Source organism: Campylobacter lanienae NCTC 13004 (assembly GCF_002139935.1).
GTDB lineage: Bacteria > Campylobacterota > Campylobacteria > Campylobacterales > Campylobacteraceae > Campylobacter > Campylobacter lanienae.
In genome coordinates this window covers 1,027,427-1,046,370 of record NZ_CP015578.1, presented here as the reverse complement: position 1 = coordinate 1,046,370, position 18,944 = coordinate 1,027,427, and the positions used below count along the sequence as shown (strand labels likewise).

General features: G+C 35.2%; 20 protein-coding genes and 1 tRNA gene. 20 read left to right on the top strand and 1 reads right to left on the bottom strand.

Annotated elements, in window-relative coordinates; all coding sequences use genetic code 11:
* Positions 1 to 3: 3 nt before the first annotated feature.
* The 10 genes from hisB (at position 4) to CLAN_RS05250 (ending at position 6,464) form a co-directional block, all read left to right on the top strand.
* Positions 4 to 576 carry an imidazoleglycerol-phosphate dehydratase HisB gene (hisB, locus tag CLAN_RS05295; RefSeq protein WP_096018413.1) on the top strand — a complete coding sequence of 191 codons (573 nt, stop codon included), beginning with the start codon at positions 4 to 6 and terminating at the stop codon, positions 574 to 576.
* Positions 573 to 1,061, top strand: a complete 489-nt coding sequence (locus CLAN_RS05290) for a KdsC family phosphatase (RefSeq protein WP_096016119.1) — start codon at positions 573 to 575, stop codon at positions 1,059 to 1,061. The genes hisB and CLAN_RS05290 overlap by 4 nt, the downstream gene beginning before the upstream one ends.
* Complete coding sequence (gene lptC, locus CLAN_RS05285) at positions 1,052 to 1,567, top strand: LPS export ABC transporter periplasmic protein LptC (protein WP_096016120.1); 516 nt, start codon at positions 1,052 to 1,054, stop codon at positions 1,565 to 1,567. The genes CLAN_RS05290 and lptC overlap by 10 nt, the downstream gene beginning before the upstream one ends.
* Entirely contained in the window at positions 1,552 to 2,025 is a 474-nt protein-coding gene (locus CLAN_RS05280; protein WP_232045868.1) for an LptA/OstA family protein, read from the top strand. The genes lptC and CLAN_RS05280 overlap by 16 nt, the downstream gene beginning before the upstream one ends.
* Positions 2,022 to 2,630, top strand: a complete 609-nt coding sequence (yihA, locus tag CLAN_RS05275; protein WP_100590765.1) for a ribosome biogenesis GTP-binding protein YihA/YsxC — start codon at positions 2,022 to 2,024, stop codon at positions 2,628 to 2,630. Before CLAN_RS05280 ends, yihA begins: the two co-directional genes overlap by 4 nt.
* Positions 2,617 to 3,075: an N-acetyltransferase gene (locus CLAN_RS05270; RefSeq protein ID WP_096014445.1), complete on the top strand. Its 459-nt coding sequence runs from the start codon at positions 2,617 to 2,619 to the stop codon at positions 3,073 to 3,075. The genes yihA and CLAN_RS05270 overlap by 14 nt, the downstream gene beginning before the upstream one ends.
* Entirely contained in the window at positions 3,042 to 3,530 is a 489-nt protein-coding gene (locus CLAN_RS05265) for a hypothetical protein (protein ID WP_096015720.1), read from the top strand. Before CLAN_RS05270 ends, CLAN_RS05265 begins: the two co-directional genes overlap by 34 nt.
* Complete coding sequence (mrdA, locus tag CLAN_RS05260) at positions 3,527 to 5,332, top strand: penicillin-binding protein 2 (RefSeq protein WP_100590764.1); 1,806 nt, start codon at positions 3,527 to 3,529, stop codon at positions 5,330 to 5,332. Before CLAN_RS05265 ends, mrdA begins: the two co-directional genes overlap by 4 nt.
* Before the next feature lie 161 nt (positions 5,333 to 5,493).
* A tRNA-Ile gene (locus tag CLAN_RS05255) sits at positions 5,494 to 5,570 on the top strand.
* A gap of 189 nt (positions 5,571 to 5,759) precedes the next feature.
* A complete protein-coding gene (locus CLAN_RS05250; protein WP_100590763.1) occupies positions 5,760 to 6,464 on the top strand; it encodes a phage integrase central domain-containing protein in 705 nt (234 codons plus the stop codon).
* Positions 6,465 to 6,652: 188 nt separating this feature from the next.
* Here CLAN_RS05250 and CLAN_RS05245 read toward each other — a convergent pair whose 3' ends face one another.
* Positions 6,653 to 7,870 (bottom strand): ammonium transporter, encoded by a 1,218-nt coding sequence (locus CLAN_RS05245; RefSeq protein ID WP_086296350.1) that lies wholly within the window; start codon positions 7,868 to 7,870, stop codon positions 6,653 to 6,655.
* Between the two features lie 236 nt (positions 7,871 to 8,106).
* Here CLAN_RS05245 and CLAN_RS05240 point away from each other — a divergent pair, with 236 nt between their 5' ends.
* From CLAN_RS05240 to CLAN_RS05195, 10 genes are all read left to right on the top strand, one after another.
* Complete coding sequence (locus tag CLAN_RS05240) at positions 8,107 to 9,672, top strand: flagellin B (RefSeq protein ID WP_100590762.1); 1,566 nt, start codon at positions 8,107 to 8,109, stop codon at positions 9,670 to 9,672.
* Between the two features lie 259 nt (positions 9,673 to 9,931).
* Positions 9,932 to 11,101, top strand: a complete 1,170-nt coding sequence (locus CLAN_RS05235) for a polysaccharide biosynthesis protein (protein WP_100590761.1) — start codon at positions 9,932 to 9,934, stop codon at positions 11,099 to 11,101.
* Positions 11,088 to 12,233 (top strand): LegC family aminotransferase, encoded by a 1,146-nt coding sequence (locus tag CLAN_RS05230; RefSeq protein WP_100590760.1) that lies wholly within the window; start codon positions 11,088 to 11,090, stop codon positions 12,231 to 12,233. The genes CLAN_RS05235 and CLAN_RS05230 overlap by 14 nt, the downstream gene beginning before the upstream one ends.
* 118 nt (positions 12,234 to 12,351) lie before the next feature.
* Positions 12,352 to 13,797: an acetyl-CoA carboxylase subunit A gene (locus CLAN_RS05225; protein WP_096015396.1), complete on the top strand. Its 1,446-nt coding sequence runs from the start codon at positions 12,352 to 12,354 to the stop codon at positions 13,795 to 13,797.
* Positions 13,798 to 13,800: 3 nt separating this feature from the next.
* Entirely contained in the window at positions 13,801 to 14,010 is a 210-nt protein-coding gene (locus tag CLAN_RS05220; protein WP_100590759.1) for a hypothetical protein, read from the top strand.
* Positions 14,003 to 14,728 (top strand): arginyltransferase, encoded by a 726-nt coding sequence (locus CLAN_RS05215; protein WP_096017064.1) that lies wholly within the window; start codon positions 14,003 to 14,005, stop codon positions 14,726 to 14,728. The genes CLAN_RS05220 and CLAN_RS05215 overlap by 8 nt, the downstream gene beginning before the upstream one ends.
* Before the next feature lie 55 nt (positions 14,729 to 14,783).
* Positions 14,784 to 15,614: an adenylosuccinate lyase gene (locus tag CLAN_RS05210; protein ID WP_096014456.1), complete on the top strand. Its 831-nt coding sequence runs from the start codon at positions 14,784 to 14,786 to the stop codon at positions 15,612 to 15,614.
* Positions 15,615 to 15,616: 2 nt separating this feature from the next.
* Entirely contained in the window at positions 15,617 to 16,384 is a 768-nt protein-coding gene (locus CLAN_RS05205; protein ID WP_096015392.1) for a pyridoxine 5'-phosphate synthase, read from the top strand.
* A complete protein-coding gene (pdxA, locus tag CLAN_RS05200) occupies positions 16,374 to 17,294 on the top strand; it encodes a 4-hydroxythreonine-4-phosphate dehydrogenase (protein WP_100590758.1) in 921 nt (306 codons plus the stop codon). Before CLAN_RS05205 ends, pdxA begins: the two co-directional genes overlap by 11 nt.
* Before the next feature lie 51 nt (positions 17,295 to 17,345).
* Positions 17,346 to 18,887: an inorganic phosphate transporter gene (locus tag CLAN_RS05195; RefSeq protein WP_100590757.1), complete on the top strand. Its 1,542-nt coding sequence runs from the start codon at positions 17,346 to 17,348 to the stop codon at positions 18,885 to 18,887.
* Positions 18,888 to 18,944: the final 57 nt, after the last annotated feature.

The following is an 18,944-nucleotide window of genomic DNA, read 5'->3' as shown; positions in this document are numbered from 1 at the left end:
ATGATGATTAAAAAGCATAGAAAAACAAAAGAGACAGATATCACCTTAGAGCTTGAAATTTATGGTAGTGGAAATAGCGATATAAGCACTGGAATTGGCTTTTTTGACCATATGCTTAATGCCCTTGCTAAACACTCGCTAATGGATATTAAACTTCATTGTAATGGTGATTTACATATTGATGATCACCATAGTGTAGAAGATTGTGCTATCGTTTTGGGTCAAGGCCTAAAAGAGGCATTATATCCGCTTGGTAGTGTAGAGAGATATGGTAATAGCGTTGTGGTGATGGATGAAGCGGCGGTGGAGTGTGCCTTGGATCTATCTAATAGAGCGTTTTTAATTTATGAGTCTAAGATGAATCCAAAAATAGGCAATTTTGATAGTGAGCTTGTGGAGGAGTTTTTTAGAGCTTTGGCTATGAATGCCAATATAACCTTACATTTAATAAAGCAAAGAGGCACCAACTCTCATCACATAGCTGAAGCGACATTTAAAGCCTTTGCTGTAGCCTTTCGTAGAGCCGTAGCTAAAAATGATAGAATCGGAATCCCAAGCACTAAAGGGGTCTTATGATAGAGATTATATTTTTAGATGTTGATGGGTGCCTTAGTGATGGTGGAATTTATAAAACCAATTCCGGTGATGAGCTTAAAAGATTTGATGTCAAAGATGGGTTTGCTATCCAGCAGTGGAATCGCATGGGTAAAATCTCAGCTATAATCACCGGTAAAAGCTCTCAAATAGTAGCCGATAGAGCTAAAGAGCTAGAGATCAAATACTGCTTTCAAGGCGTTAGCGATAAACTATCTAAGGCTAAAGAGATTTTGGCCTTAGAAGGACTTAGCTTGGATAATGCTGCTGCTATAGGTGATGACTATAATGATATTAAGCTTTTAAAAAGCGTAGCTCTTAGCTTTGTTCCTAATGATGCGTTTGAAGCTTTAAATCCAGATATAAAACTAACCAAAAATGGCGGTTATGGCGCCGTTAGAGAGATGATAGAGATTATCATTGATAGAGAAAATTTGCGTAGTGAGTGGGTAGGGCGTTGGCTATAAAGATATTCTATTTTGCTGTTGCTATTTTTAGTGTGAGTATAGTAGTATTAATGCTACAAGATCCATACGAAGAGAGCTTTGAAATTAGTAATATGAAAGTGGCAAATATACAAGCTGATGGCGTGGTAAGCTATGAGATAAATGCCACTGATACATATGCTAAATTTATCTCAAGTAGCGTAATAGCCTATGATGATTATAATCAATTTATCAACCCAGATGTAACCTTCATCCAAAATGATAAGCACAATATAAATGCCAAAGAAGCTATATATAAAGATGATAATATTACATTTATCAATGATGTTAGATATATGAATTTAGTTACAAATTTAAGATATAACTCAAATGAGATTATATATGATAACGCTAATAAAATTTTATTAAGCAATATGCCATTTGAACTCTTACAAAATAGCGATAAGATATTAGGCGATAGCATAATATATCAGTTAGATAGCAATGAGATTATGGCAAAAGGAGTTAAGGGTTGGTTTTACAAATAGTTAGAACTTTTGTAGTTGTGGTGACTATGTTTAGTATATTAAACGCAAATCAAATAGAGGTTATCGCTGATAATTTTTATGCTAATGAGAAGGCTGGATTTGGCGAGCTCGTGGGTAATGTGCTGATAAAAAAGGGCAAAAGCGATACTCTAAAAGCAAATAGAGTTAAAATATATTTTGATAACAATCGCCAACCATATAAATATGAGGCCATTGATGATGCTAAATTCGCTATATTATTAAATGGTAAAAATTATAATGGTAGTGGCAACTTGCTAACATACGAGCCAAAAACGCAAATTTATACCCTAAAAGGTAATGCCTTTTTACATGAGATTGATAGTGATAAAAAGGTATTTGGCGATGAGATTATAGTTGATCAATTAAAGGGAATTTATAATGTCAAAAGCAAAAATAAAGAGCCGGTTAAATTTATATTTCAGGTAGATGAGAGATGAGAATTATTAGTGCTAAATTTTTGCTATCGGCTCAAGGGATTGATGATTCGCCGGAATTTGGCATTAGTGAAGTGGCGTTTTTGGGGCGTAGCAATGTCGGCAAAAGCTCTATTATCAATGCCTTAACCAACCATAATGGCCTAGCCAAATCTAGCTCAACTCCAGGCAAAACTCAGCTGATAAACTACTTTGAAGTAATCATAGATAATGATGGTGAGAAAATTCCACTTATATTTGTAGATCTTCCAGGATTTGGCTATGCTAAGGTGAGTAAAAGCATGCAAAATGCTTGGCAACAAAATTTAGATAAATATCTTAGGGAAAGGCTTAGTATTAAGGCTTTTGTGCATTTGATAGATTCTAGGCATGCTCAGCTGAAAAAAGATGAAAATTTGGGGTTGTATTTAGATGAGTTTATCAGAGCTGATCAAAGTGTATTAAATATATACACAAAATCAGATAAGCTAAATCAAAGCCAAAAATCACAAGTTTTAAAGATTGACCCAACTGCTATTTTGGTTTCTAGCAGTAAAAAAACAGGCATAGATAAAGCCACAAAAGCTATATATAACGCAGTATTTGGTGTAAAAAATGATAGAGTATAAAAAAGCAAGATTAAAAGATATAAAAAATATGCAAATTTTAGTCCGCCCAGAGGTAGAAAATGGCGTAATTTTGCCTAGAAGTGATGATGAGATAGCTACAAATATCCGCTCATATACACTCGCATTTGATGGTGATAGACTAGTTGGCTATAGTGCGCTTCATATACATGCTTCGAATTTAGCTGAGGTTAGAAGCTTGATAGTGGATTTTGATTATAGGGGCAAAGGAGTTGGAAGTGGGCTAGTAAATGCCCTTTTAGATGAGGCTAAAAAGCTTGAGATAACGCAGGTTTTTACCCTTACTTATAGGAGTGGATTTTTTAAGAATTTGGGATTTATAGAAATTTCGAAAGAGAAGTTACCAGCACAAAAAATTTGGGCTGATTGTATCAAATGTAAGCACTTTCCGATATGCAACGAAATAGCCTTAATCCGCAATCTCTAAGATTTAATCTATTTTGTATATTTATTGTAATATATGAGATATTTAGCATTACTACTACATTTTTGCCACCATTGATTGGGATATTTTTCACCTATTTGGTGATTTTAAAAGATGAGATAGATAGAACTCTTGGGACAAAGGATAAGAGATGGTATCTTAGTTTTGCTTTTTTGATTTTTGCTGAGCAGTTAAATGGATTTGAGTTTTGCTCTGTGGTTTTGGCTTGGATATTTTTTTATTACTTTATGAATGATTGGCTAAAAACAAATATAAAATGGAGAAAACTACTAATCACTATATATATTTTTTCAGGCTATATCTTTACTCTTGCTATGAGTAATATCGTCTTATATGTGCTAAATCAACCTAGAATGAAGCTTGATTATGAGTATCTGCTCTATGCTATTATAGAGTCTTTGATTGCTCTTGTGATATTTCGGGGGCGAATTTTATGAGAATGACTATTGTCTATGGAGTTATAACCTTTGTTTGGATTATTTTGCTTACTAGGGTGTATTATTTAAGTATTAAATCAAATGAATATTATGAGCAAATCGCTGAAAAAAACGCTATAAAAACAGAATATATAGCACCAGTTAGGGGGCAAATTTTAGATAGAAATGGCAAGCCACTAGCTGTTAATAAACTTGGATTTGAGATATCGATTAAGCCTCATCTTAGGCGAAATATTGATATTTTAGATGAAGAGATAGAGTTTATAATATCAGTTTTCCCAGATTTAAATGCTACTAAACTCAAAAGAGAGTATATCAAAAATGACTCGCCATACTTTCAAGATTTTGTAAATATTGTGAATTTTTTGGATTATGATAGGGTGTTGCCACATTTTGCTAGGCTGAATTTGCGTGATAATATAGATGTAAGGCCAGTATCCATACGCCACTATCCATTTGGGGATTTAGCTAGCCATGTTATTGGCTATGTAGGTAGAGCGAATTTAAAAGATATAGAGATAAATCCTATATCTAAGCTTACAAATTATACAGGTAGAAGTGGAGTAGAGCGGTATTATAATGAAATTTTACAAGGCGTAGAAGGTCAAAAAATCACCAAAGTAACCGCTCTAAATAAGATAGTAGAAGAAGTAGGATATATCAAGCCAAGTAGTATTGATATCGCTCTTACTATAGATTTGGAGTTGCAAAAATATCTATATGAGGCTTTCGATAGACCAGCAGGTGCGGTGATCGTGATGGATGCTTTGGATGGGTCTATTTTGGCTGCGGCTAGTCTGCCTGAGTATGATCTAAATCAGTTTGTAACAGGAATTAGCCAAAGCGATTGGAATGAGATGATGAATAGCCCAGAGCATCCATTTACAAATAAGCTAGTAAATGCCCTTTATCCACCAGGAAGTGTCGTGAAAATGGCAATGGGGATGGCGTTTTTCGAAAGTGGCAAGATATCGCCTACTACGAAGTTGCTTTGTGATCCATATTTTGAATTAGGTGATAGAAAATTTAGAAATTGGAAAAATTATGGCTCTGAGATGATGACTATAGTAGAGGCGTTGCGTGATAGCTGTGATACATATTTTTATAGGGGAGCTTATAATGTCGGTATAGATATTATGGCGCCTGTGCTTAGGCGATATGGTTTTGGGGTTAAAACAGGCGTGGATTTACCAAATGAATATATCGGCATAGTCCCTGATATCCAGTGGAAAAAAAATAGATTAAATCAACCTTGGTATCAAGGCGATACCATAAATACAAGCATAGGTCAAGGTAGCTTCTTAGCTACACCAATGCAAGTAGCTAGAGATACGGCGATATTTGCTATGGGATATGATGTTACACCGCATTTTCTTAGTAGTATTAATAACCTTAAACAAGATTGGGTAGGCAGTGATATTCTTAGCCAAAAGGAAAAATCAGCCTTAAAATATATAAGAGAAGGGATGCATGCTGTGGCTAATATCCCAGGTGGAACGGGCTTTAGGGTATTAAGCCCTTCGAAAGTAACAATCGCAGCCAAATCCGGAACCGCTCAAGTCGTAGGAATTAGTCAAGAGGATAAAGAGAGAATCAAAGAGGCTAACATGGAGTATTATGAGCGATCACACGCTTGGATGACGGGGTATGCACCGTATGAAAATCCTAGATATGTTGTAACTGTATTAGTAGAGCACGGCGCAAGCGGTGGTGGCGCAGCTGGGCCGATACTAGCTAGGATATTTGACAAGCTAGCTGATATGGGCTATATAGATGAGAAATATCACAAAAAACGCAAATAAAATATGGATTGAATTTAATATTTTTGAGTTATTTTGGATTGTGTTTTAATTACTTTAATATGGTGATTTTAAGGTAAAATTCGATATAAAATTTTAAATTTAGATTGAATTTTATATAAATTTAAGTAATTTTTATATATAATTCCAACTTCAATTCAAGTGGGTTTATAGCTCAGTTGGTTAGAGCATCCGGCTCATAACCGGATGGCCCCAGGTTCGAGTCCTGGTAAACCCACCATTAATATCTTATATCTATTCAAATCCTTTTTTATTTATTCAATTTTATTGCCTATTTTTCATACTTGGAGAGGGTTTTTTATTGCTGTTTTTTCTCAATTGATTTTGAAAAAATACTATTAATTCTCAAAAAATTTTACTACTAATTAAGTCACTACTATTTTAATAAGTCACTATTAAAGGAGTTATTATGGCTAATATTTCAAAGGCTTGTTTGAGCGATAAGGATATCGAGCTTTTAGAGATAAGAGATAAAAGATATTTTGCTGTCGTGGGAAATCCTAAGGAGCTTGAAATTTATATTAATCCTAAAGGAAGCAAGGTTTTTTCAATTACTATTTATGACAAATATGGCAAAAAACATAAATACAAATTAGAAGAGTTTAGAGTTGGAATTTATAATGTGCTTAAGGCTAGGAGAGATGCCATTAAGCTACTAAATAAATTTGATGAGTTAGGAAAGGATTTTAATCTATTAAATGGAGTTAAAAAGCATACATATAAAGAGCTATTTATAAAGTATATGGATAAAAAAATTAAGATAGATGGCGTCAGTAAAGATTATGCTAAAAGAATAACCTTAGTACACGAAAAATACATAATTCCAGCAATTGGAAATAAAAATATCAAAGAGATTAAATATGAAGATTTGGTTGAGATATTAAACAATATTTTTAATCCTAATAATCCTAATAAAAGCAGATTAGAAACTATTTATAGACTTATTTCTGTTATGAAAAATGTATTTGCAATCGCTATAAAAAGCAGATATATCAGTTATGATCCAACTTTTGGACTAAGAGACGAATATCCTAGCTTGGCTAGTTTTTATCTAAAAAATAATATAGATAGTAGATTACCATCTTTAATAGATTTAGACTTGTATTTTAATTGAAATCTCTAAATTTTAGACTCAAATATGATTAAAACTATATAGTTTAAAATAGCTCAAATAATGATAATTTATCAGTATTATAAAATCGATATAATTTGATTTAAGAATTTTGGAATTTAATTTCGCAGATTTAGTGGGTCAAATACCATTAATCTGCGAATTTCATAGTATGAAAGATAGTTTAAACTTTATCTTTTATAAGCGCTCTCGCCGTGTAGGCTAGCATCTAGACCTAGGCTCTCATGCTCACTATCTACACGAAGCGGGGTAAAATATGATATAACCTTAAATATCACAAAGCTTATAATAGCCGAAATCCCAAAGCAAACCACAACTCCCATAATCTGCTCTAAAAGCAAATGCGGATTAAAGCTTACAAATAATCCTTCAAATTCAATGCTAGGATTTATCTCCTTAGTAGCAAATAGCCCCACACATAAAGCGCCCCATATACCGCCAAATCCATGCAGTGAAAAGGCGTCTAATGAGTCATCTAGTTTGAGCTTGTATTTGATAACTATCAATCCCCAAAAACAGACAATAGCTGTGCTAGCGCCGATTATTATACTAGCTGCTATGCCTACATATCCGCAACCTGGTGTGATACCTACAAGTCCAGCTACTAAGCCACTTAAAGAGCCTAATATGCTAGGTTTTTGTTTGTTTAAAATTTCCATAAATATCCAAGCTATATATCCACTAGAAGCTGAAATAATAGTAACTATAAAGGCATTTACGGCGATTTCATCTACCTTTCCAGCGCTACCTGAGTTAAATCCTAACCAACCTATAAATAGCAAAATACCACCTAAAAAGGCATAAGGTATAGAGTGGGCTTGCTCACTGATATGTGCTATCTCTTTTCTAGCACCCACCATCAAAACGCCGATTAACCCAGCTGTCCCCGCACTGATATGAACGACACCGCCACCAGCGAAATCTAGCCCACCACGAGTTAGTAAAAATCCTTGCTCATCCCAGATCATATGAGCCAAAATAGCATAGACCAAAATACTCCAAAAGATCAAAAATATCGCTAAAACACTAAGCTTTACACGCCCAACAAGCGATCCTGTGATAACAGCACTTGCTATTAGGGCAAACATCATTTGATATATCACATTTAGAAGTTGCGGGACTCCATTGGCATTTACGCCATTAACGCCATTTAAAAAAGCAGCCGAAAGATCACCTATAATACCAAGGTAGTCACCCTCATAAGCTAATGAAAAGCCAACAAATATCCAAGTAAATGATACTAATCCAAAGACTATGAAGCAATTCATTATAGTATTTAATGCGTTTTTAGCCTGAACTAGCCCAGAATAAAACATTGCTAGTGATGGAGTCATTAGCAAAACCAATAGCGAACAAAGCATTATAAATAGGGTGTTTATCGCATCCATTTATACTCCTTTTTTAAAAAATATTTGGCATAATATCAAAAACTCTATAAAAATTTACTTAATTAAGAAATTTTTAATATAAATTTTATGAGATAATTTAAAATTTACTCTAAATTCAATTTTGATTTTCATATATTTGGATATAAAAATTTAATTTTTTGACAAATTTCAAATTTTGGAACGCACATTGCTTATACCCCATCGAACTTTTAATTTTTTAAGAAAAGGACTTAAAGATGAGTTTTAGAATTAACACAAACATAGCAGCCTTAAATGCGCATGCTAACTCTGTAGTAAATGATAGGGCGCTTACCAATTCTCTTGGTCGCCTTAGCTCTGGTCTTAGGATCCAAACAGCAGCCGATGATGCCTCTGGTATGTCGATCGCTGATAGTTTGCGTAGCCAAGCCAACTCATTAGGTCAAGCTATCTCAAACGCAAATGACGCTGTAGGTATCATCCAAACAGCTGATAAAGCTATGGATGAACAGATTAAAATACTAGATACTATTAAAACCAAAGCTATCCAAGCAGCCCAAGATGGTCAAAATAGTGATTCTAGAAGAGCTCTTCAAAATGATATCTCAAGACTTCTTGAAGAGCTAGATATGATAGCTACTACTACAAGCTTTAATGGCCAACAACTCTTAAATGGTAACTTCTCTAATAAAAACTTCCAAATAGGTGCTTATAGTAATGAAACAGCTAAGGTAAGCATAGGTGCTACAAACTCAAATACAATTGGGCATACTAGGTTTGAGACTACGAATAATGCTAGATTTTCTACAATTTCAACGCTTTCTGGTGCTATCGTAAAATTAAGTGGTATTGATGGTTACCCTGGCGGTTATGAATTTCAAAAAATAGATAATGAAGCATTTAAAAAAGAAGGCTACAAAGCTGTAGCCGAAATGATGAACGGCGTAAGCGATTTAACTGGTGTAAAGGTAAATGTAAATAATACCCAAGTTTTTAGTAACGCTGTATCTGCTGGGTCTATCAAAAATCTTATTATAAATGGAATTACTATAGGTGATATCGCTGTAAAAGCTAATGATAGCGATAATGTATTAATAGGAGCAATCAACGCTAAAAAAGATGAAACCGGCGTAGAAGCTAGCTTACAAAATGGCCATCTGGTTTTAGCGGCTAAGGATGGTAGAGCTATTAGAATAAACATATTATCTGGTGCGAGCTTCATGGGCGGTTATTCTGCCGGAACAAGCCTTGCATATTCTGATGGTGGTGCGGTGCTTTTAGGTCAAATGACTTTTGTTCGCCAAGATGCTAGGGATATTAAAATAGGTTTAAATAATTTATCTATTATATCAGGTATGTCCGCAGCTCCTATTACAGAGGCTTCTGTTGCTTCAGTAACTTATAATCAAGCTAGTGTGAATTTGAAATATATGAATTCAGGCACAATTAGCTCAACTCTAGCTAAGGCAATGGGATTTTTCGATGGTGGTGCCTCAAATGCTGCTGGATGGGGCGATCAAGCTGGCGGGGTAAATAGCTATGGTGGTGCTCAAGCTATGGTGGATGTGGCTGAATCAGCTAGAAAATCACTAGATAAGATTAGAGCTGATCTTGGTTCAGTCCAAAATCAATTGATCGCAACGATAAATAACATCACAGTTACCCAAGTCAATGTCAAATCGGCTGAAAGTCAGATAAGGGATGTGGATTTTGCTAGTGAGAGTGCGACATTCTCTAAATACAATATCCTAGCTCAAAGTGGTAGCTACGCCATGAGCCAAGCTAACGCAGTTCAACAAAATATCTTAAAGCTACTACAATAAAGTAGCTAAGCCTATAAAGCAGTTATTTGAATTTAATCTTTGCTTTATATGGCTTTATGTTTATATGATACTTAGAATTTCGAATTCAACTCTGCTTGCGGTGTGCGGTCGTTAGTAGAGTTTTGTAATCAACTCGCACAAAACTCATTAAACTTTACAAGTCCTTTTTACCCCTAGGAGACTGGGGGTAGAGTATCTTGTATTCTTAAATTTTTTAAATTCGGCTATAATTAAGAGATAAAATTAAAAAGAGTTAGCAATGGATATATTAAAACTTATAGGTAGAGATGAGCCGCTTTTTGGCTTGGATATAGAGAATTTAAATAGTGATTTAAAAGATATTATAAATAGATCAAAATTCCTAGTAGTGGGTGGTGCTGGGAGTATCGGTCAAGCGGTGGTAAAAGAGATTTTTGCTAGAGAGCCAAAGCTGCTTGATGTAGTAGATATCAGTGAAAATAATCTAGTAGAATTGGTGCGTGATATCAGAAGTAGCTATGGCTATATCGGTGGTGAGTTTGCTACATATGCTATTGATGCTGGATCGCAGATATTTGCTAAGCTTATAGATTCTAAAGAGTATGATTATGTGCTGAATTTAAGTGCTTTAAAGCATGTAAGAAGCGAAAAAGACCCATATACTCTAATGAGATTAATCCAAACAAATATATTTAATAGCGATGAGATTATGAAGCGATCAAAGCGCTATTTTACTGTTAGTAGTGATAAGGCGGCTAATCCTGTTAATATGATGGGTGCTAGTAAGAGAATTATGGAGATGTTTGCTTTCATGCGTTCAAGCTTAACGCCTGTTAGTATGGCTAGATTTGCTAATGTGGCTTTTAGCGATGGGAGTTTGCTCTATGGATTTGAACAAAGAATCAAGAAAATTCAGCCAATAGTAGCGCCAAATGATGTCCGCAGATACTTCATCACGCCTAAAGAGAGTGGGGAGCTATGCTTATTGAGTGCGATATTTGGGGGTAATAGGGAGATATTTTTTCCTAAATTGGATGAGAAGTTAAATTTGATTAAATTTAGTGATATAGCGGTGAAATATCTAAGATTTAAAGGGTATGAACCATATATCTGTCAAGATGAGAATGAAGCTAGAGCAAAGGCTAAAGAGCTAGCCAAAATCGGCCGTTGGGCCTGTCTATTTAGCGGTAGTGATACGACTGGGGAGAAGGATTATGAGGAGTTTTATACCGGTGATGAGAGATTGAATTTGGATAAATTTGAAAGTATTGGCGTGATAGAAAATGATATGGATATAAATAGCGATAGATTGCGTGAATTTGAGCTAAATATAAAAGATATGATGGGTAATTTGAAATTTGATAAAAATGCGATTTTGGCAGAATTTATGAGAGTTTTACCGGAGTTTAATCATATAGAAAAAGGTAGATATCTAGATGGAAAAATGTAATCAAAAGATAGTTGAGTTTATCCAAAATGAGTATAAAACGCAAAATATCGCCTTACATGAACCACGATTTATAGGTAATGAGATAGAGTATTTAAAGCAGTGTATTGATAGTGGATTTGTCTCTAGTGTGGGGGAGTTTGTAGTAGGTGTAGAAAGAGATATGGCTAGGATAACAGGAGCTAAATATGCTGTGGCTATGTGTAGTGGCACAGCGGCACTACATATAGCGTTGATATGTGCTGGAGTGGGGGCTGATGATGAGGTGATAACGCAGCCTTTGAGCTTTGTGGCTACGGCAAATGCGATTAGTTATACTGGGGCTAGGGCTATTTTTGTCGATGTGGATATGGATACAATGGGGATGAGCCCATATAGTTTGAGTAAATTTTTAGATAAAAATTGTATCAAAAAAGATGGCAAATGCTACAATAAAATTAGTAAGAAATTTATATCAGCTTGCGTGCCTATGCATACATTTGGTATGATGTGTAAGATAGATGAAATAGCTCAAATTTGCGATATTTGGGGGATAAATTTAGTTGAAGATAGTGCTGAAAGCTTAGGTAGTGTGTATAAGGGCACTCATAGTGGGAGATTTGGCCTTGCGGGGGTATTTTCTTTTAATGGTAATAAGATAGCTACAAGCGGTGGTGGCGGTATGTTAATAAGCGATGATGAGAATGTAGCTAAACTAGCTAGACACCTAAGCACCACCGCCAAAATCCCGCATCCATATGAGTATAATCACGATTATATCGCATATAATTATAGAATGCCAAATTTAAACGCTGCTTTATTGAAGGCTCAATTGGAGAATTTGAATTTATTTCTAAGCAAAAAGCGAGATTTAGCCAAAAGATATGCGAAATTTTTTGATAGTATTGGGGTTAAATTTATTAGTGAGCCTGTGGATTGCCTTAGTAATTACTGGCTTATGGGAGTTATCATGGATGATAGAAAAAGCCGTGATGAGCTACTAAAATATGCTAATGAAAGATCTGTTATGATGCGACCGGCGTGGAGATTGCTAAGTGAGTTAGAAATTTATAAAGACTCTATAAAAGATGAAAATAAAAATGCCAAATATCTAGTTGATAGGATTGTTAATATCCCTAGTAGCGTGGTGATTTAGGGTGAATTTGGTATTTTGATACAAAGCATTATTAAAATTTAAATTTATTTTTCTATTTTTAGCTAAAAAATAACCAAATTTAGCTAGAATTGATTAAAATTTTTAAAAGGGTAACTTTATGATATATAAAATTTTAATTGCCAATCGTGGCGAAATAGCTGTTAGAATCGTTAGAGCGTGTAAAGATTTACATATCAAAAATGTAGCTATCTATACTGAACCTGATAAAGACTCTTTACATGTCAAAGTCGCTGATGAGGCATATGAGATTGGTAAAGATCCGATAAAAGGATATTTGGACGCTACTAGAATTGTCGAAGTGGCTAAGGCGTGTGGCGCAGATGCGATACATCCGGGTTATGGATTTTTAAGTGAAAATTATGAATTTGCTAAGATGGTAGAAGATGCGGGGCTGACATTTATAGGGCCAAAATCTGAAGTAATTTTAAAAATGGGAAATAAAAATATTGCTAGAAATTTAATGCATAAAAATGGTATCCCAGTCGTACCAGGGACTGAAGCACTAAATAAAGAGAGCATAGAAACCATAAAATTAGAAGCTGAAAAAATCGGCTATCCAGTTATATTAAAAGCTAGTGGCGGCGGCGGTGGTCGTGGCATTAGAGAGGTGTGGGATCCAGCGGATTTAGAAAGTAGCTATGAGAGTTGTAAAAGAGAAGCTAAGGCGTTTTTTAATAACGATGAGGTCTTTATGGAAAAACTCATTGTCAAGCCTAGACATATTGAGTTTCAAATTCTAGGTGATAATTATGGCAATCTAATCCACCTTTGTGAGCGAGATTGCTCTATCCAAAGACGCCACCAAAAGGTTATTGAGATAGCGCCTTGTCCTACTATCAGCGAGGATTTGCGTAAAAGAATGGGTGTAGCAGCGGTTGCGGCGGCTAAGGCTGTTGGATATACTAATGCGGGGACAATTGAGTTTTTATTAGATGATTATAATAACTTCTATTTTATGGAGATGAATACTAGAATTCAAGTCGAACACGGCGTAACCGAAGAGATAGTAGGAGTTGATCTAATCTCTAGGCAAATTCGCATTGCTTCAGGCGAGATACTAGATATAGAACAAACCGAAGTTAAACCACAAGGCGTGGCGATAGAAGCTAGGATTACCGCTGAAAATGTATGGAAAAATTTCACTCCAAGCCCAGGTAAAATCACAGGCTATTTCCCAGCTTTGGGGCCAGGCGTGAGGGTGGATAGCCATATGTATCAAGGATACTCTATACCGCCATTTTATGATTCACTTGTAGCTAAGCTTATTGTCAAGGCTAGAAGCTATGATTTAGCGGTTAGTAAGCTTGAGAGAGCATTGGATGAATTTACTATTGAAGGGGTTAGGACTACGCTGCCTTTCTTGCTTGCGATATCTAAAAGAAGACATTTTAGACGCGGATTTTTCGATACTAGCTATATAGAAGAGAGACTTCAAGATATCTTAGAAAATACCCACGATAGCAACCAAGAGAATAAAGAAGAAGTAATCGCAGCCATAGCAGCGGCGATCCAAAAGGTTAAATCTAGCAGAGAAAATGGGTAAAATATGGATTTTTTAGATAGTTTAAAAGAGATAAAAGGCAATATGCTAAAAGAGCAACAACCGCCAAAACCAAAACCAAAACCAAATCCAAATAGAGATGAATTCAAAGATATTTTTACTAGTGATGAAGAGACCCCAGCTGATAAAGAGGCTAGATTGAGAGATGAATTTATGGAATTCATCAAATATTCGGATATTAAAAAGCTTGACTGAGATTGAGTTTAGCACCCTAGATACGCCGTGTGCGTATCTAGCAGGGAAGAGATCTAGAAGTAGCTACAAATATATATTTGATGCCTCATTTGCTTATAACTCTACTTTGGTAGAGCATGGTTATAGGAGATTTGGCAAATACTTTTCTAAGCCTATTTGCGATGGATGTAGTGAGTGTAAAAGCCTAAGAATTGACGCTGAAAAATTCAAATTCACCAAAAGCCTAAGGCGAGTAATCAGCAAAAATAATAAAGCCAATATAGAAGTTATAATCGTTCGTCCGCATATAAGCAATAATCATATAAAATTATATGAAAAATATCACAAATTTATGCAAAATAAGCGTGGTTGGGAATTCCATCCGATGAGTTATGAGAGGTATTATAGTGTATATGTTGAAGGGGCTGGTGAGTTTGGCTTTGAGGTGGATTATTATGATGGGGATAGGCTAATTTGTGTTGATTTAATCGATATTACTCTTGATGGGATTAGCTCTATTTATTGCTTTTGGGATACGGATTATTCATATTTGAGCCTTGGGAAATACTCACTTTTAAATCAAATTTTATTAGCCAAATCTTATAAATTGCCTTGGATATATCTAGGATTTTATGTCAAAGGTTGTGAGAGTTTGGAGTATAAAAGCGATTATAAACCATATCAAATTTTACAAGATTATAGCGAGTTAGATGAGTTAGCAGTTTGGCTTGATGATTGAATTTGATGGAACATAATTTGCTTCAAAAGCCAAAAATAAATCGATAGGACTTGAAATGGAGATTACACAGACATTAGAGTCAATTACTATTGTTACTGATGATTGTGATTTATATCTAAATCTTATCTACAAAATTCGCCAAAGTTTTGCTAATGTGATTGGGACTCGTGATAGAATCATTATATTTTATAGTGAAAATGAGCTAATCCAGCGTAAATATCTGCTTAAATTTATAGCAAATTTATATAGAAAAACTGTTGGTAGCGGGGTTGAGTTTTGGCTAACTCATCATAAAAATATTAAGCTAATATACAAAAATCCAACCTCACTTCAAGTATTGATAGATATAGATATTAAATTTGAAGATTGTAGGGTGTTATTTGATCTTAAAAATAGTGAAGAGCTATTTGCTAAATACCTTATGCGTGGATTTAATGACAAAAATTGCGACTATTTTCCACGCCAAAATTGGCTATTTTTTACTCCGCATAGCCAAAAAGATATAGATACGCTCTCAAATATCATAAATATCAAAGAGCATTTAAAATATATAGTAAATTTTAACTATAATCAAGATGAATTTGAGCTTTTTAAACGCAGATTTAATGCTTTAAATTCCAAAGAGTATAAACGGCGATTTTCTATGCTAGCATCGCTTTTAGAAGATCATTTTCACACTCTTGGGTGCGATGTTGGTGATGATTATGAGACTGTTAGGGCTAGTTATTTAAACTTAACTAAAATGTATCACCCAGATAGACAGATATCGCTATCTGAAGAAACAAAAAGAGAATACACAGATAAATTCCAAAAAATCGGCTTAGCTTATGAGGCCTTAAAGCCATATTTTCAAGAGCAAAAGAATTTTATAAACTCACAAGGATAAAGATGAAATTAGGCGTAAATATCGATCACATAGCTATACTTAGAGAAGCTAGAAAGGTAAATGACCCAGATATATTAAATGCGATGTATGTTGCTACCCTTGCAGGAGCTGATCAGATCACTATCCATCTTCGTGAAGATCGCAGACATATAGATGATATCGATGCGAAAAATATTATTAGATTATCTAGTATTGCTGTGAATTTAGAGTGTGCGACGGCGATTACTGATATAGTTTTGGAGTTAGGGCCAAATCGAGCTACCATAGTCCCAGAAAAACGCCAAGAGCTAACCACAGAAGGTGGTCTAAATCTCTCTAGCGCTGAATTGCCATCATCTATTAAGGCTATGCTAGAAGCTAATATTGAAGTATCGCTATTTATAGATCCAAATTTAGATGATATCAAAGCAGCCAAAGAGCTAGGAGTAAGCACAATTGAGCTACATACTGGAAACTTTGCTAATGCGTATTTAATGGCATTTTCTAACCTTTCTAAAACCAAATTTAGCATTAAATCCTTAGAAAAACAAAATATCAAAGAGATATTTGAAATTGAGTTAAATAGACTTAAAAGTGCTGCGAAATTCGCTAAAAATTTAGGCTTAAATGTCGCAGCCGGACATGGGCTAAACTACCAAAATGTAGGATATATCGCTAAAATTCCAGAGATTTTTGAGCTAAATATTGGCCAAAGTATAGTGGCTAGATCGGTATTTACAGGCTTAAATCAAGCTATAAAAGATATGAAAAGGCTAATCAATGAAGCCTAAAATCGCAATTAGTGTTGGTGATATCAATGGAGTTGGGATCGAGATTGCGCTAAAAAGCCATGATGAGATAAGCAAAATTTGTAATCCTTTATATTTCATAAACTCAAATTTATTAAATCGTGCCTCAAAGCTCTTAAATATCGATATTCCAAAGGATTTTAATATATATGAGTGCGGGGTAGATTTTGAGATAAAACCAGGTAAAGTAAGCAAAAAAAGTGGAAAATTCTCATTTATTAGCTTTGACAATGCTCTAAATTTCACCGCCAAAGGCAATGCAGATGCGCTTGTAACCTTACCTATCAATAAAGAGAGTTGGAAAAGAGCCAAAATCCCATATAAAGGGCATACGGACGCACTTGGCAAATATTTTAATCGTGATGCGATTATGATGCTTGGGTGTGATGAGCTATATGTGGCGTTATTTAGCGATCATGTGCCTTTAAAAGCCGTTAGCAAAAAGATTAAATTCAAAGCCTTAAAGCGATTTTTGCTTGATTTTTATGCCTCTACTAAATTTGAAAAAGTCGGAGTTTTGGGCTTTAATCCTCACGCTAGTGATAATGGAACTATCGGCGGAAAAGAGGAGATAGAGATTAGGATGGCAATCGAAGCTACAAACGCAAGCTTAAAAAAGGAGATTTTCACAGGCCCCCTTGTGCCTGATGCGGCATTTACACCAAATGCTCTTAAATCTACCAATCGCTTAGTAGCACTCTATCACGATGTAGGTTTAGCACCGCTAAAAGCGTTATATTTCGATCGCTCTATCAATGTAAGCTTAAATTTGCCAATCATCCGCACAAGCGTAGATCACGGCACCGCTTTTGATATCGCATATCAGCTAAAAGCCGATACGCAAAGTTATATACAATCTATTAAATTTGCTCTAAATTCAGTGAAAATTTAAGGCTAAAAAGTTAAAATAAAATTATAACAAAAATCAAATAAGGGGTCTTGCTTGAGTAGGGATAATGTATTTGCGGCTACGCTTTTTGCGATTTCGTTGGTGGTCTTTTTTTTATGGGGTTATGGTTATATAGATGGTCATCATCTACTGCTTTTTATCTTAGCTAGTGTTTTTGGTCTATTTATGGCGTTTAATATCGGTGGCAACGATGTCGCAAACGCATTTGGTACTAGCGTAGGAGCCAAGACTCTCACTATCAAACAAGCACTTATAATAGCTGCTGTATTTGAGCTAAGTGGCGCTGTATTTGCTGGAGCGGAGGTTACAAATACTATTAGAAGTGGCATTGTCATACTACCAAATAATGGCGATATCAATCCTATGATTTTTGCTGCTGTTATGCTATCTGCTCTTATGAGTGCTGGAATTTGGCTATTTATAGCTACCAAAAAGGGACTTCCAGTATCAACTACTCATGCTATTGTAGGCGGGATCGTGGGTTCAGCCCTTATGATGGGATATATATATTATAATAATGGCAATACCTTAGAGATGGTTAAATGGAGCTCAATTGGTAGTATAGTGCTTAGCTGGGTGATATCACCGGTTATGGGCGGAGTGATAGCTTATATTGTATTTGGATATATCAAGACCAAGATTATCACCCCTAGTGCCGAGCTACAAGCCCAAATCAAAGCTATAAAAGCACAAAAGAGAAGTTTCAAAGAAAATTATATAAGCGAACTATCTAATAAAAGCGAAGCCGAGCAAATCCAAGAGCTTAGAAATATCGCTATTAGCGATGATGAAGAGGGCGTTAGTAGTAGCCCATTTAGAGAGAGGATGAAAGAGTATAAAAAAGAAGAGAAGTTAATAGACGCTATAAGATATATGAGACTCCATATTCCTATTTTGGCCGCTATTACTGCTATGATTATCTCATCTACTCTATTATTTAAGGGTTTAAAGCATATGAATTTGAATTTCAGCACCATTGAGACTATCTGGATATTGTGTGTTATCGGTACGGTGGCTTATTTGGTGAGTTTTTCTATCGTAAATATGATGAAAAAGGATAACCCACAAAAGGGTATAAATAGAATTTTTGGTTGGTTTCAGATATTTACTGCTTCGGCATTTGCCTTTTCTCATGGGGCAAATGATATAGCAAACGCAATTGGCCCATTTGCTGCGGTATTAGATGTGCTTAAAAGTAGCTCTATTAATAGCACGGCTACTATCCCAACTGTGGCTATGGTTACATTTGGGGTGGCGCTTGTAGTTGGGCTGTGGTTTTTAGGTAAAGAGGTTATAACTACGGTTGGGAGTAAGCTTACAGAGATTTTGCCTACGACTGGATTTAGCGCTGAGTTATCAGCAAGTATAGTTATATTAATCGCTACTAAAATGGGATTACCTATTAGCTCTACTCATGTTTTGATAGGAGCAGTGCTTGGTATTGGATTATATAATCGCAATGCTAATTGGGGAATGCTAAAACCAATTGGATTAGCATGGATTATCACCTTGCCTGTTGCTATGATAGGCTCTGCTATTGGATTTGTGATTATCACTAAGATATTGGGATTTTAAACCTATATTTGCAAGATTAAATCTTGCAAATATATCAATTCGGAACGCTATTTGCTT

Excerpts from the sequence above, each read along its gene's own strand:
- CLAN_RS05270 (WP_096014445.1), top strand. The coding sequence starts at position 2,617 with ATGATAGAGTATAAAAAAGCAAGATTAAAAGATATAAAAAATATGCAA.
- CLAN_RS05245 (WP_086296350.1), bottom strand. The coding sequence starts at position 7,870 with ATGGATGCGATAAACACCCTATTTATAATGCTTTGTTCGCTATTGGTT.
- hisB (WP_096018413.1), top strand. The coding sequence starts at position 4 with ATGATTAAAAAGCATAGAAAAACAAAAGAGACAGATATCACCTTAGAG.
- yihA (WP_100590765.1), top strand. The coding sequence starts at position 2,022 with ATGAGAATTATTAGTGCTAAATTTTTGCTATCGGCTCAAGGGATTGAT.
- CLAN_RS05225 (WP_096015396.1), top strand. The coding sequence starts at position 12,352 with ATGATATATAAAATTTTAATTGCCAATCGTGGCGAAATAGCTGTTAGA.
- CLAN_RS05240 (WP_100590762.1), top strand. The coding sequence starts at position 8,107 with ATGAGTTTTAGAATTAACACAAACATAGCAGCCTTAAATGCGCATGCT.
- CLAN_RS05290 (WP_096016119.1), top strand. The coding sequence starts at position 573 with ATGATAGAGATTATATTTTTAGATGTTGATGGGTGCCTTAGTGATGGT.
- CLAN_RS05205 (WP_096015392.1), top strand. The coding sequence starts at position 15,617 with ATGAAATTAGGCGTAAATATCGATCACATAGCTATACTTAGAGAAGCT.
- CLAN_RS05250 (WP_100590763.1), top strand. The coding sequence starts at position 5,760 with ATGGCTAATATTTCAAAGGCTTGTTTGAGCGATAAGGATATCGAGCTT.
- CLAN_RS05210 (WP_096014456.1), top strand. The coding sequence starts at position 14,784 with ATGGAGATTACACAGACATTAGAGTCAATTACTATTGTTACTGATGAT.
- mrdA (WP_100590764.1), top strand. The coding sequence starts at position 3,527 with ATGAGAATGACTATTGTCTATGGAGTTATAACCTTTGTTTGGATTATT.
- CLAN_RS05220 (WP_100590759.1), top strand. The coding sequence starts at position 13,801 with ATGGATTTTTTAGATAGTTTAAAAGAGATAAAAGGCAATATGCTAAAA.
- CLAN_RS05265 (WP_096015720.1), top strand. The coding sequence starts at position 3,042 with ATGCAACGAAATAGCCTTAATCCGCAATCTCTAAGATTTAATCTATTT.
- CLAN_RS05235 (WP_100590761.1), top strand. The coding sequence starts at position 9,932 with ATGGATATATTAAAACTTATAGGTAGAGATGAGCCGCTTTTTGGCTTG.
- pdxA (WP_100590758.1), top strand. The coding sequence starts at position 16,374 with ATGAAGCCTAAAATCGCAATTAGTGTTGGTGATATCAATGGAGTTGGG.
- CLAN_RS05230 (WP_100590760.1), top strand. The coding sequence starts at position 11,088 with ATGGAAAAATGTAATCAAAAGATAGTTGAGTTTATCCAAAATGAGTAT.